The 13,827-nt window shown below is 60.4% G+C and carries 12 protein-coding genes; 11 read left to right on the top strand and 1 reads right to left on the bottom strand.

Going from position 1 to position 13,827, the window contains the following annotated elements:
* Nucleotides 1-4 precede the first annotated feature (4 nt).
* Nucleotides 5-913: a MurR/RpiR family transcriptional regulator gene (locus JOE39_RS10185; RefSeq protein WP_003315787.1), complete on the bottom strand. Its 909-nt coding sequence runs from the start codon at nt 911-913 to the stop codon at nt 5-7.
* Nucleotides 914-1,195: 282 nt separating this feature from the next.
* Here JOE39_RS10185 and iolC point away from each other — a divergent pair, with 282 nt between their 5' ends.
* The 11 genes from iolC to JOE39_RS10130 all read left to right on the top strand — a co-directional run bounded on the left by iolC (nt 1,196) and on the right by JOE39_RS10130 (nt 13,796).
* Nucleotides 1,196-3,133, top strand: coding sequence for a 5-dehydro-2-deoxygluconokinase (gene iolC / locus JOE39_RS10180; RefSeq protein WP_046266260.1), 1,938 nt, complete (start codon nt 1,196-1,198; stop codon nt 3,131-3,133).
* Nucleotides 3,134-3,194: 61 nt separating this feature from the next.
* Nucleotides 3,195-4,100: a myo-inosose-2 dehydratase gene (gene iolE / locus JOE39_RS10175; RefSeq protein ID WP_024664506.1), complete on the top strand. Its 906-nt coding sequence runs from the start codon at nt 3,195-3,197 to the stop codon at nt 4,098-4,100.
* Between the two features lie 13 nt (nt 4,101-4,113).
* On the top strand, nt 4,114-4,923 hold the full coding sequence (gene iolB, locus JOE39_RS10170) for a 5-deoxy-glucuronate isomerase (RefSeq protein ID WP_003348011.1): 810 nt from the start codon (nt 4,114-4,116) through the stop codon (nt 4,921-4,923).
* 28 nt (nt 4,924-4,951) lie between these two features.
* Nucleotides 4,952-6,454 carry a CoA-acylating methylmalonate-semialdehyde dehydrogenase gene (locus tag JOE39_RS10165; RefSeq protein WP_004417196.1) on the top strand — a complete coding sequence of 501 codons (1,503 nt, stop codon included), beginning with the start codon at nt 4,952-4,954 and terminating at the stop codon, nt 6,452-6,454.
* Between the two features lie 35 nt (nt 6,455-6,489).
* Nucleotides 6,490-7,320 carry a TIM barrel protein gene (locus JOE39_RS10160; protein WP_210077398.1) on the top strand — a complete coding sequence of 277 codons (831 nt, stop codon included), beginning with the start codon at nt 6,490-6,492 and terminating at the stop codon, nt 7,318-7,320.
* A gap of 58 nt (nt 7,321-7,378) precedes the next feature.
* Nucleotides 7,379-9,316 (top strand): 3D-(3,5/4)-trihydroxycyclohexane-1,2-dione acylhydrolase (decyclizing), encoded by a 1,938-nt coding sequence (iolD, locus tag JOE39_RS10155; RefSeq protein WP_210077400.1) that lies wholly within the window; start codon nt 7,379-7,381, stop codon nt 9,314-9,316.
* Nucleotides 9,317-9,384: 68 nt separating this feature from the next.
* Nucleotides 9,385-10,395: a Gfo/Idh/MocA family oxidoreductase gene (locus tag JOE39_RS10150; protein ID WP_003391656.1), complete on the top strand. Its 1,011-nt coding sequence runs from the start codon at nt 9,385-9,387 to the stop codon at nt 10,393-10,395.
* Between the two features lie 51 nt (nt 10,396-10,446).
* Nucleotides 10,447-11,307, top strand: coding sequence for a sugar phosphate isomerase/epimerase family protein (locus JOE39_RS10145; protein WP_003349149.1), 861 nt, complete (start codon nt 10,447-10,449; stop codon nt 11,305-11,307).
* A gap of 66 nt (nt 11,308-11,373) precedes the next feature.
* Complete coding sequence (locus tag JOE39_RS10140; protein WP_032659176.1) at nt 11,374-12,393, top strand: Gfo/Idh/MocA family oxidoreductase; 1,020 nt, start codon at nt 11,374-11,376, stop codon at nt 12,391-12,393.
* A gap of 252 nt (nt 12,394-12,645) precedes the next feature.
* Nucleotides 12,646-12,816, top strand: a complete 171-nt coding sequence (locus JOE39_RS10135) for a hypothetical protein (protein ID WP_154232728.1) — start codon at nt 12,646-12,648, stop codon at nt 12,814-12,816.
* A 44-nt stretch (nt 12,817-12,860) separates the two neighbouring features.
* Nucleotides 12,861-13,796: a sugar ABC transporter substrate-binding protein gene (locus tag JOE39_RS10130; protein ID WP_010425089.1), complete on the top strand. Its 936-nt coding sequence runs from the start codon at nt 12,861-12,863 to the stop codon at nt 13,794-13,796.
* The last annotated feature ends 31 nt before the right edge of the window (nt 13,797-13,827 follow it).

Below are 13,827 nucleotides of genomic sequence, written 5' to 3'. Positions count from 1 at the left end.
GCCCTCAGTCATCAAACCCGACCTGCTCGTGTATTTCATCGACCTTGAGTTCCAGGCGATACGCCACGGCAATGAACAGCGCCTGGCACAGGCATAGCGTGGCGCTCAGCGAGCGGAAGGCGAACGAGCTGCCCTCGTTGACCAGCAACACCGAGTTGGCGCGCTTGGCCAGCGGCGACAGGTTGCTGTCGGTGATGATCAGCGTCTTGGCCTGATGATGCTGGGCAATGCGCAGGCAGTGCTGGGTCTCCTTGCCATAGGGCGTGAAGCTGATGGCAATCACCAGGTCATTGGCGCGCACACTGCGCATTTGCTCGCGATAGCTGCCACCCAGGCCAGAGATCAGGTGAATGCGCTTGTTGGTGTGTTGCAGGTTGTAGACCAGATAATCAGCCACCGCAAACGAGCGGCGCACGCCCACCACATAGATGTTGTCGGCGTTGACCACCAGGTCCACGGCTTTTTCGAATTCATCGTCATCCAGTTCGACACTCAGGCGTTCCAGGCCAGAGAGGGTGGCGCTGACGCATTCGCGTGCCAGATCGCCTGCGTTGGCTTTCTGTGACTTGTTGGCGATCAGGCTGCGGATACGCTGCTGGTAGTTCTGCACCGGCGTGGTCTTGTGCGTATAAGCCTCGCGAAATAACGCCTGCATCTCGCTGAAACCGCTGAAGCCGAAGCGCTGGGAAAATCGCACGATGGCCGAAGGGTGGACTTCGCACTCGCGGGCGATGTCGCTGATCCGGTCAACCATGATCCGGTCGCTCTGCTGGCTCATATAGCTGGCGATCCGCTTGAGCTGACGTGGCAGTCCCTCGTATTCATCAGTGATCAGCCGCAACAAGCCTTCGGCACTGTTCGGCGGCATGTCGACGCTCGTCCCGGGCAGAGTGGGCTGATCGGCGCTGGTCATATTCACATCCTTTCTGCTTGTTCTTTTTCAGGGCAACTGCGTGCACAGCACGACCGTTGTGGGCCTGACGGTGGAGTCTGCCTTGGGGCAGAACGGCGACTATATCCTAACCGTCTGCGCAGTGTGCCAGCACTTGAACGGCGGTATGGAAAAAATATTCCACTAAAAATAATTATAGAAAAAATATTGATTGATGCGTCTTGACGTTTTACGCTGCATTCACAAAGCAGCGTGTACACATGATGCAAGCGCTGCAGGCTGATAAAAATAACAGGAGCCACCATGGGCCAGACACGCTTTGCCACTGGGCGTCAGTTGGATCTGATTTGCCTCGGACGCCTGGGCGTCGACCTTTATGCGCAACAAGTGGGGGCGCGGCTGGAAGACGTTTCCAGTTTCGCCAAGTACCTGGGCGGCTCGTCGGCCAATATCGCCTTCGGCACGGCCAGGCTCGGGCTCAGGTCAGCCATGCTCAGCAGGGTCGGCGATGATCACATGGGTCGCTTTCTGGTCGAGTCCCTGGCTCGCGAAGGCTGTGATGTCAGCGCCGTCAAGCGCGACCCCGAGCGCCTGACGGCAATGGTGCTGCTGGGGCTGAAGGATCGTGAAACCTTCCCCTTGGTGTTCTACCGTGAAAACTGCGCTGACATGGCCCTGCGCGCCGAGGACATCGACGAGCAGCAGATTGCCTCGAGCAAGGCGCTGCTGATCACCGGCACGCATTTCTCCACTGATCAGGTGTTCAAGGCCAGCAGCCAGGCGCTCGACTATGCCGAGAAGCATGACGTCAAACGCGTGCTGGATATCGACTACCGCCCGGTGCTCTGGGGGCTGGCAGGCAAGGCCGACGGCGAGACCCGGTTCGTTGCCGATCAGAAGGTCAGCCAGCATGTGCAGCGCATCCTGCCGCGTTTCGACCTGATCGTCGGCACTGAAGAGGAATTTCAGATTGCCGGCGGTTCGACCGATTTGCTCGCTGCCCTGCGCAAGGTGCGTGAACTGACGGCCGCAACGCTGGTGGTCAAGCTCGGCCCGCAAGGCTGCACGGTGATTCACGGGGCCATTCCTGCGCGGCTGGAAGAGGGCGCCATCTACCCCGGCGTGCAGGTCGAAGTGCTCAACGTGCTCGGTGCGGGCGATGCGTTCATGTCCGGTTTTCTCAGCGGCTGGCTCAAGGAGGCCAGCGACGAACGCTGCTGCCAGCTGGCCAATGCCTGTGGCGGGCTGGTGGTGTCGCGGCACGCCTGTGCGCCCGCCATGCCGACCCCGGCCGAACTCGATTACCTGTTCAACAGCCCTGAACCCATTACTCGCCCTGATCAGGATGTCGCCCTGCAACGGCTGCATCAGGTCAGCGTGCCGCGCAAGCAGTGGCGACAGTTGTTCATCTTTGCCTTCGACCATCGCGGCCAGTTGGTCGAACTGGCGCAACAGGCCGGGCGTGATCTTCGCAGCATCAGCCAGCTCAAGCAGCTGTTCGTGCAGGCGGTCGAGCGGGTCGAAGCCGACCTGCGCAAGCGCGGCATCGAAGCCGATGTCGGTCTGCTTGCCGACCAGCGCTTCGGTCAGGATTCACTCAACGCGGCGACCGGTCGCGGCTGGTGGGTAGCGCGTCCGGTGGAAGTGCAGGGTTCAAGGCCGCTGGCCTTCGAGCACGGTCGCTCCATCGGCAGCAATCTGCTCGCCTGGCCGCAAGAGCAGATCATCAAGTGCCTGGTGCAATATCACCCCGATGACGAGCCGATGTTACGCCTGGAGCAGGAAGCGCAGATCAAGGCGCTCTACGACGCTTCGAAAGTCAGCGGCCATGAGTTGCTGCTGGAAATCATCCCGCCCAAGGATCACCCGTCGCCTCATCCGGACGTGATGCTTCGCTCGCTGAAGCGTTTGTACAATCTGGGCATCTACCCGGCGTGGTGGAAGATCGAGGCGCAGAGCGCGCAGGTCTGGCAGCAACTGGACGAGCTGATCCAGCAACGCGATCCGTATTGCCGCGGCGTGGTGCTGCTCGGGCTCAATGCGCCGGTCGAGGACCTCGCCGCCGGCTTTGCCGAAGCACGCCACAGCCGCGTCTGCCAGGGCTTTGCCGTCGGCCGGACAATATTCCGTGAGCCAAGCCGGGCCTGGATGGCCGGCGAAATAGACGATGCGACGCTGATCAGTCGGGTGCAGAGCACCTTTAACTGGTTGATCGAATCCTGGCGCGAAAGCCGCGCCTGATCGGTTCCGGGTTTCGACGTCACGACAACAACGTCGCGATAACAACAAAAAAGGTGCAGCCATGCCCGTTTCGACTTCCACACCCAGGATCCGCATCGGCATCAATCCGATCTCCTGGAGCAACGATGATTTGCCGGCCCTTGGCGGAGAAACCCCGCTGAGCACGGCGCTGAGCGAAGGCAAAGCCATTGGCTACGAGGGCTTCGAGCTCAACGGCAAGTTTCCGAAAGATGCCAAGGGCGTCGGTGATGTATTGCGGCCCCATGATCTGGCGCTGGTGTCCGGCTGGTATTCCAGCCGCCTGGCGCGGCGTTCGGTGGCCGAGGAAATCGAAGCCATCACTGCGCATGTGCAACTGCTCGCCGAAAATGGCGCTTCGGTGCTGGTGTATGGCGAGGTGGCCGACTCGATTCAGGGGCAGCGTATTCCGCTGGTCGAACGACCGCGTTTTCACACCGATGCCGCCTGGCATGAGTACGCCGAAAAATTGACCGAGCTGGCGCGTTTCACCCTGTCCCGGGGCGTGCGTCTGGCGTATCACCATCATATGGGCGCTTACGTCGAGTCGCCGCAGGATATAGACCGGCTGATGGCGCTGACCGGCGAGGAAGTCGGACTGCTGTTCGATTCCGGGCATTGCTACATGGGCGGTGGCGAACCTCTTCAGGTGTTGAGCAAGCACATCCAGCGCATCTGCCATGTGCATTTCAAGGACGTGCGCAAGCCGGTGGTGCAACTGGCGCGCAACAATCTGTGGAGCTTTCCGGACTGCATCATCAACGGCACTTTCACGGTGCCGGGCGATGGCGACATCGACTTCTCGGCGCTGCTCAAGGTGTTACTGCAGGCCGATTACAACGGCTGGCTGGTGGTCGAGGCCGAACAGGACCCAGCCGTAGCGCCGAGTTATGTCTACGCCAAAAAAGGCTATGACACGCTGCGCCAACTGCTGGCCGATGCACGATAAGGAGGACTCAAGCATGAATCTGCTGACCAAGAGTAAATCCACTGGCCGCGACGTCGTAGCGCTGGCCCCCGGTTCGCTGGAATACGTGAACTTCGCCGCCTACCGCCTGGAGTCCGGAGAAACCCTGCCACTGAGCGCAGGAGAAAACGAGCTGTGCGTGGTCCTGCTGACCGGGCACGCCAGCGTCAGTGGCGAAGCGCCGGGGCAGGGCGCTTTCAACTGGGAAAACATCGGCGACCGACAATCGGTATTCGAGGAAAAATCGCCATTCGCAGTCTACCTGCCGCCGCATAGCCAGGCGCAGTTTGTCGCGCGTGGCGCGGTGCAGCTTGCCGTATGCACGGCGCCGGGCGATGCCGGCAAACATTTTCCGGCACGCTTGATCATGCCGGGCAGCATGAAGCGCAGCGTACGCGGCAAGGGCGCCAATACCCGTTATGTGTGCGACATATTGCCGGACAGTGAAGCGGCGCATTCGCTGCTGGTGGTCGAGGTGCGTACACCTTCCGGGCATTCCTCCAGTTACCCGCCGCACAAGCATGACCGGGACAACCTGCCGCACGAGAGCTTCCTCGAAGAAACCTACTACCACCAGGTCAACCCGCCGCAGGGCTTCGTTTTCCAGCGGGTGTACACCGACGACCGCAGCATCGATCAGGCCATGGCCGTGGAAAACAATGACCTGGTGACCGTGCCCAAGGGCTACCACCCGGTCTCCGTCCCCTATGGCTACGAATCCTGGTACCTGAACGTAATGGCCGGCCCGACGCGCGCCTGGCAGTTCCACAACGATCCGCAGCACAGCTGGCTGCTGGATCTCTGATTTCCCATTTTTGTTCTGGAGGCATGAGATGAACGAGTCACCGGTAATCGGCCACTACATCAACGGACACCTGGACACGGGCGAGGGCGAGCGTTACAGCGATGTCTTCAACCCGGCAATCGGCACGGTCCAGGCGCGTGTTGCGCTGGCCAGCGTGAAGACCGTGGATGAAGCGGTTGCGGCGGCCAAGGCGGCGTTTCCGGCCTGGTCCGAGCAGTCCTCGTTGCGCCGTGCGCGGGTGATGTTCAAGTTCAAGGAACTGCTGGATCATCACCACGACGAACTGGCGCAGATCATTTGCCGCGAGCACGGCAAGGTGTTGTCCGACGCACGCGGCGAGGTGGTGCGCGGTATCGAGATCGTCGAATTTGCCTGCGGTGCTCCCAGCCTGTTGAAGAGCGATTTCAGCGACAACATCGGCGGCGGTATCGATAACTGGAACCTGCGTCAGCCACTGGGCGTCTGCGCCGGGGTCACGCCGTTCAACTTTCCGGTCATGGTGCCCTTGTGGATGATCCCCATGGCGTTGGTGACCGGCAACTGCTTCATCCTCAAACCTTCCGAACGCGATCCGTCGGCCAGCCTGCTGATGGCGCGCCTGCTCAAGGAAGCCGGTCTGCCCGATGGCGTCTTCAATGTGGTGCAGGGTGACAAGGTGGCGGTTGATGCGTTGCTGCAGCACCCTGACATCGAGGCTATTTCCTTCGTCGGCTCGACCCCGATCGCTGAATACATCCATCAGCAAGGTACTGCCCACGGCAAGCGCGTGCAGGCGCTGGGCGGGGCCAAGAACCATATGATCGTGATGCCCGACGCTGATCTGGATCAGGCCGCCGACGCGTTGATCGGGGCGGCCTATGGCTCGGCAGGGGAGCGCTGCATGGCGATCTCGATTGCCGTGGTGGTCGGCGATGTCGGCCAGCGTCTTATCGACAAGCTGCTGCCGCGCATCGACCAGCTCAAGGTCGGCAACGGCATGCAGGCCGATTCGGACATGGGGCCGCTGGTCACCGCCGTGCACAAGGCCAAGGTCGAGGGTTTCATCGATCAGGGCGTCAAAGAGGGCGCCAGGCTGCTCGTCGATGGGCGCAACTTCAAGGTGCCGGGTGCCGAGCAGGGCTTTTTCGTCGGCGCGACGCTGTTCGACCACGTCACGCCGCAGATGCAGATCTACAAGGAAGAAATCTTCGGCCCGGTGCTGGGCATCGTCCACGTCGCGGATTTTGCCAGCGCTGTGGCGCTGATCAACGCACACGAGTTCGGCAATGGTGTGTCGTGCTTCACCAGCGATGGCGGCGTGGCCCGCGCGTTCGCTCGCAGCATCAAGGTCGGCATGGTCGGCATTAACGTGCCGATCCCGGTACCCATGGCCTGGCATTCGTTTGGCGGCTGGAAGCGGTCGCTGTTTGGCGATCACCATGCCTATGGCGAAGAAGGCCTGCGTTTTTACAGCCGCTACAAAAGCGTCATGCAACGCTGGCCGGACAGCATCGCCAAAGGCCCCGAGTTCAGTATGCCGACTGCCAAATAACTTTTATCAATGGAATGTTGCGGAGAACAAAAACAATGAACCACCCTCTGCGTTTCGCCCTTAATCGAATGGTCGCGCCGCGCCTGTCTCTGGAAAGCTTCGTCGACCTGGCGGTCAAGCTGGGTGCCGATGCCATCGAGATTCGCAACGACCTCAAGGGCATCGAGATCGAAGACGGCACTGCCCCCGAGGTCGTTCGTGATCTTTGTGCTGCCAGGGGGGTAGAGGTGTTGTCCATCAACGCCCTGTACCCGTTCGATGTGTGGAACCAGGAGCGCGCTGCTCAAGCGACCAAGCTGGCGCAGTACGCCCGCGACTGCGGTGCCCGCGGTCTGGTGCTGTGCCCGCTCAATGACCGTGCCGACCCGCGCAACGGTGCGCAGCGCGCTGCGGGATTACGCACCGCATTGACGGCCTTGGCCCCGATTCTTCGCGAGCACGGAATTCTCGGCTTCGTCGAACCCCTCGGCTTTGAGGAGTGCTCGCTGCGACTCAAGCGTCAAGCGGTGGATGCGATCAAAGCTGTCGGCGGGCTGGATGTTTACCGACTGGTTCACGATACCTTTCACCACCATCTGGCCGGCGAGGTCGAGCTGTTCCCGGAGCTGACGGGGTTGGTACATATCTCCGGTGTCGAGGATGCGCAGACACCGCTCAACAGCATTCGCGATGGTCATCGCGTGCTGGTCGGCGAAGGCGACATTCTGGGTAATGCGTCGCAGATCGAGCGCTTGCTGGACAGCGGCTATGAGGGGCATCTGTCGTTCGAACCGTTTGCCGAAAGCGTTCACGCGCTGGATGACATTCCTCAGGCAATAGCGGCAAGCATGACGCATTTGTCACGAGCCGTTTCGCAGCGTCACTGACTTCAGCCGTCAGGCCGGCTCAAACCCTGGCCACCTCAAACAAGAACAAGGTGCGAACATGAGTACAACCCGACTGACCATGGCCCAGGCCCTGGTGAAGTTTCTCGATAACCAGTACGTCGAAGTCGACGGCGTACAGAGCAAATTCGTCGCCGGCATTTTCACCATTTTCGGGCATGGCAACGTGCTGGGGCTTGGGCAGGCGCTGGAGCAGGACAGCGGCGACCTGGTGGTCCATCAGGGCCGTAACGAGCAGGGCATGTGCCACGCCGCCATCGGTTTTGCCAAGCAGCACCTGCGTCGCAAGATCTACGCGTGCAGTTCATCGGTCGGCCCTGGCGCGGCGAACATGGTCACCGCTGCGGCAACGGCCTCGGCCAACCGCATCCCGTTGCTGCTGTTGCCGGGCGATGTCTACGCCAGCCGCCAGCCCGATCCGGTGCTGCAGCAGATCGAGCAGTTTCACGACCTGAGTATCAGCACCAACGACGCGTTCAAGGCGGTGAGCAAATACTGGGACCGCATCAACCGGCCCGAGCAGTTGATGAGCGCAGCGCTCAATGCCATGCGCGTACTGACCGACCCGGCCGACACGGGCGCCGTTACCCTGGCGCTGCCTCAGGATGTGCAGGCTGAAGCCTACGACTATCCGGATAGCTTCCTGCAAAAACGCGTGCACCGTATCGACCGGCGTCCGCCAAGCAAGGCCATGCTTGACGACGCGTTGCAACTACTTGTCGACAAGCGCAAGCCGTTGCTGATCTGCGGCGGCGGGGTGCGTTACTCCGGTGCGGCGGATGCCTTGCAGGCCTTTGCCGAGCGCTTCGATATCCCGTTCGCCGAAACTCAGGCCGGCAAAAGTGCCATCGTTTCGGCGCACCCGTTGAACATGGGCGGCATCGGCGAAACCGGCACGCTGGCGGCCAATCGGCTGGCCAAAGAGGCTGACCTGATCATCGGCGTAGGCACCCGTTACAGCGATTTCACCACCGCGTCGAAATGGCTGTTTCAGAACCCGGATGTGCAGTTTCTCAACCTCAATGTCGGTGCCTTTGATGTGCAGAAACTGGACGGCGTGCAGGTCCTGGCCGATGCGCAGATGGCATTGCAGGCGCTGACCGAAAGCCTCCAGGCCTGCGGTTATCGTGCGGCCTGGGGCGATGCACCGCGATCGGCACGTGCCGAGCTGGATGCCGAGGTGGATCGCCTGTACGCGGTCGAGTACCAGCGTGAGGATTTTGTCCCGGAAATCAACGATCACCTGGACCCTGCCGTGCTGCGCGATTTCATCGAGCTGACGGGTTCGTGTCTGACTCAGAGTGGTGTATTGGGCATCCTCAACCAGAGCCTGCCTGCCGATGCGGTGATCGTTGCAGCAGCGGGCAGCTTGCCGGGTGACCTGCAGCGCGCCTGGCGCAGTACCGGAGTCGACACCTATCACGTCGAATACGGTTATTCGTGCATGGGTTATGAAGTCAACGCCGCACTGGGCGTGAAGCTCGCAGCGCCGCACCGCGAAGTCTTTGCGCTGGTCGGCGATGGCTCTTACATGATGCTCCATTCGGAACTGGCCACCTCGATCCAGGAGCGGCGCAAGATCAACGTGGTGTTGCTGGACAACATGACTTTCGGCTGCATCAACAATCTGCAGATGGAGCACGGCATGAACAGCTTCGGCACCGAGTTCCGTTTCCGCAATCCGGAAACCGGCAAGCTCGACGGTGACTTTGTGCCAGTGGATTTCGCCATGAGTGCTGCCGCCTATGGCTGCAAGACCTACAAGGTGAGTACTGCCGAACAACTGCGCCAGGCGCTCGCCGATGCGCAACGTCAGACCGTGTCGACGCTGATCGACATCAAGGTCCTGCCCAAGACGATGATCCACAAATACCTGTCGTGGTGGCGTGTCGGGGTTGCCGAAGTGTCGACCACCGGCACCACCGCTCAGGTGTATGAAAAGCTCAATCGCGAGCTGCTCAAGGCTCGTCAGTACTGATCACTTTTATCGTTCAGCGCCCGTGATCCGTTCACGGGTACATCCAATAACAAAAAAGGAACATGAAAATGGCATTGAAACTCGGCGTGATCGGTACAGGCGCAATCGGTCAGGATCATATCCGGCGTTGCAGCAAGACGCTGGTCGGCAGTCAGGTGGTGGCCGTCACCGACATCAATCTCGAACAGGCAGCGAAGGTGGTGCGCGATCTGGACCTCGGCGCCGAAGTGTATGCCGACGGGCACGCATTGATCGCCGCGCCGGATGTCGAGGCGGTCCTGGTCTGCTCCTGGGGGCCCAGTCACGAAGAATATGTGCTGGCAGCCATCGCTGCGGGCAAGCCGGTGTTCTGCGAAAAGCCGCTGGCAGTCACTGCCGAAGGCTGCCGGCACATTGTCGAAGCCGAGATCGCCAGTGGCAGGCGTCTGGTACAGGTGGGGTTCATGCGCCCTTATGACCAGGGCTATCGCGCGCTCAAGGCAGTGATCGACAGCGGCCGGATCGGCGAGCCGCTGATGCTCCACTGCGCGCACCGCAACCCGAGTGTGGGCGAGAATTACAAGACCGACATGGCCATCACCGATACGCTCATTCACGAACTCAACGTACTGCGCTGGCTGCTCGACGATGACTACGTGTCGGTGCAGGTGGTATTCCCGCGCAAGACCAGCAAGGCCCTGGCGCACCTGAAGGACCCGCAGATCGTGATGCTGGAAACGGTCAAGGGCACACGCATCGACGTCGAAGTATTCGTCAATTGCCAGTATGGCTACGACATCCAGTGTGAAGTCGTCGGCGAGACGGGTATTGCCAGACTGCCGGAGCCCTCTCAGGTCCAGTTGCGCAGCGAGGCGAAGCTGTCCAACGCGATTCTGATGGACTGGAAAGACCGCTTCATCGCTGCTTACGACGTCGAGTTGCAGGACTTCATCGACGGCGTCAAAGCGGGGACTCTCTACGGCCCTTCGGCCTGGGACGGATATGCCGCCGCTGTGGCCGCCGATGCCTGCGTGCTGGCGCAGAACACGGGCGCAGTCGTGCCGATCACCCTCGCCATGCGTCCGGTGTTCTATAGCTGACCATCCTGCGTTTAACCAGTACATCTCTTGAAAGGAATAAAAGGAGGCATCATGCGTATTGCACTGGACCCTTACATGTATCGCCATCTGTCTCTGGGGGCGATGGTCGATAAAACCGCGGAGCTGGGCTATGACTATATCGAGCTGTCGCCGCGTGAAGATTTCATGCCATTTTACAAATACCCGCGGGTGGATCGGGCGCGGATCAGGGAGTTTCGCAAAGCCCTGAGTGATGCCGGGGTGAAACTCTCCTCGTTGCTGCCGCTGTACCACTGGGCTGCGCCAGATGAAGACCTGCGTATTGCAGCGGTTCGCAACTGGAAACGTGCCATTCAGGTCGCCGTTGAGATGGACTGCGACCTTATGAATACCGAGTTCAGCGGGCAGTCCGACCATGCGCTGGTCTGTGAAAACCAGTTCATGAAATCCATGGATGAATTGATGCCGCATTTCGAGCGTGAAGGTATAAAGCTCGATATTCAGGCGCACCCCTACGATTTCTGCGAGCGCAACAACGAGTCGGTGGATATTATTCGCGGGCTCGATCGGGACTGGATCAACTACCTGTACGCGGCACCACACACTTTCTTCTACGACGATGGCGTTGGTGATATCGCTTCGATGCTGCGCTATGCCGGCGACAAGCTCACGCATCTGATCATTGCCGACACCTATAATCACCGGGCTTCTTCCAACCTGCGCTACATCGTCAACCCGCCCGGCGTGACGGCGACGGTGCATCAGCACCTGGACATCGGCCAGGGCGAGGTGAACTGGGAGGCGTTCTTCTCGACGTTGCGGGACATCAAGTTCGACGGCATTGCCACAGTGGCGGTATTTGCCTGGGAGGAACGCGCAGATGAATCGAGCCGATTCATGCTGGAGCGGGTCAAAAGCGAGCTGCTCCGTTGAAACGGCGGTATCAACTACACAACCGACGGCTGCGGCCATGAGGTTCATGGACTACAGGAGACATGCATGCGAGCAGGGCTGGTGGGCTATGGCAAAGGCGGGCGTTACTTTCATGCGACGCTGATTTCAAGTTTGCCGGGTGCCACGTTTGTGGGTGTGGTGACCCGTTCACCCGAGCGCAAACAGGAAGTGGCCAAAGACCATCCCGGCGTGGCGACCTTCGACACGCTGGCCGAGCTGGTCGCTGCCGGGGTTGATGTGGTGGTGATTTCCACACCGCTGGCCTCGCGCCGAGCGTTGATCCTCGAAGCGATAGAACTGGGTGTCGGAGTGGTCAGCGACAAGCCCTTCGCCAGTGATGCAGCGCAGGCACGCGAGCTGGTGGACGCGGCCGAGCGCCGTGGCGTACTGCTCAGCGTTTATCAGAACCGCCGCTGGGATTCGGACTTCCTCACCGTGCGCAAATTGCTCGACAGTGAGGCTCTGGGCGCGGTTAGCCGGTTCGAGTCCAGCATCGAGCGTTATTCGCCACGGTCTGTCGGCAAAGCCAGCGGCGGTGGCGTGCTGCGTGATCTGGGCAGTCATCTGCTGGATCAGGCGCTGGTGCTGTTCGGGCCGGTCGAACGGGTGTATGCCGAATTGCAATTCGCTGCGCCGCAAGACGAACTGGACCACACGTTCTTCGTTTCCCTGAGGCATGCCAGCGGCGTGACTTCACACCTGTCCGGCAGTTGCCTGCAAAACAGTGCCAAACCGCGTTTCAGGGTCAGTGGGGCGAAGGGCTGTTACAGCGTGGACGGGCTGGACGGCCAGGAAGAGGCCGCCTTTGCCGGGCTCACGCCAAAGTCCGAGGGCGAGCGCTGGGGTGTCGAGGAGCATCGGCGCTGGGGCTGGTTCGAGCAGGGTGAGCATCGCGAGCGTGTACCCTCGGAGCGCGGTTGCTGGCTTGAGTTCTACCGCCAGTTACAAAGCGCCATTGACGAGCGGGGCAGTAATCCGGTCAATCCACACGATGCGATAGCCTCTGCGCAGGTCATGGATGCCGCGCGCCTGAGCGCTAGAGAGGGGCGGGTCGTAGTGCTGTAGCCATCGCGCACTGCAGCGCATCCAGCACCCCGTTATCGAAGAGAGCCTGACGCTTGCCATGCGTCAGGCTCTGTCGTTTCTGCAACCGCACAAAATGAAATGGAATAAAATTCTAAAATCAGTTGAATTGGAAAATATTTTCCAATAGAGTCGTTTTCAGGTTACCGACGATCGAATCACTCGCGTTTTGAAGGTTTTTCAGATCACGAGAAGCAAGCCCGACAAAAACAAAACAAAAGATAGGTACTGTCGATGAAAACCCCTACCTCTGGCGTCACCGCCAAGTGTTCTGCCACCCCGTCATTCTGGATCCGGACCCTGGAGCGATTTCTCACCGTCGTCGCCCGGGGCCTGTGCGTGCGCCACAAGGATGCGCAACTGTTCTGCATCCCCGGTGCTACCGGGATCCGCCTGTCACGCTGATTTGCTGCATCCACACAACAACAAGAATTTGGAGACAGATCCTCATGAAGACCAAGATTGCTTTGACCTCGTTGGCGATGGCGCTGATGCTGGGCAGCGGTGCAGCGTTGGCCGATATCAAGATCGGTGTGTCCATGTCGCAGTTCGATGACACCTGGCTGACCTACCTGCGTGACGATATGAGTGCCAAGGCCAAGGTCATGTCCACGACCGAGAAAGTGGACCTGCAGTTCGTCGATGCCCGCGCGGACGTCAACAAGCAGCTCGATCAGGTCAAGGACCTGATCAACAAGAAAGTCGACGCGCTGATCGTCAACCCGGTCGACACTGCCGCCACTGCGCGGATCACCAAGGAAGCGGTCGCCGCCGGTATCCCGCTGGTCTACGTCAACCGCCGCCCGGACGATCCGAAGCTGCCAGCAGGCGTCGCCACCGTGACGTCGGATGACATGGAGGCCGGTCGACTTCAGGCGCAATACATCGCTGACAAGATGGACCACAAGGGCAGTGTCATGATTTTGCTGGGTGACCTGGCCAACAACTCCACGCAAAACCGCACCAAGGGCGTCAAGGAGGTGTTGGCCAAGTACCCGGACATCAAGATAGACCAGGAGCAGACGGGTACCTACCTGCGCCAGAAGGGCATGGACCTGACCAACGACTGGCTCACTCAAGGGCGCAAATTCAATGCGGTGCTGGCCAACAACGATGAAATGGCCATTGGTGCGGCGATGGCGCTGAAGCAGGCAGGCGTCGGCAAGGGCAGCGTTTTCGTCGCCGGTGTCGACGGTACGCCAGACGGACTGAACGCCGTGACCAAGGGCGATCTGGCCGTATCGGTCTATCAGGACGCGAAAGGGCAGGCCGACGGGGCGATAGATGCCGCGGTGAAACTGGCCAGGAAGGAAAAGGTCGAGCCCCAGGCGATCATCATTCCCTATCGCCTGATCACCCCTGAAAACGTCGCCACTTTCAAATAACAACGATCGTCAGGCCCGGCAGGGCACGCAA

The sequence above is a fragment of the Pseudomonas sp. PvP100 genome, from assembly GCF_017833055.1.
In the GTDB taxonomy this organism is placed as follows: domain Bacteria; phylum Pseudomonadota; class Gammaproteobacteria; order Pseudomonadales; family Pseudomonadaceae; genus Aquipseudomonas; species Aquipseudomonas syringae.
The sequence above is the reverse complement of the archived record's forward strand: the minus strand, read 5'-3'. Positions and strand labels throughout refer to the sequence as shown.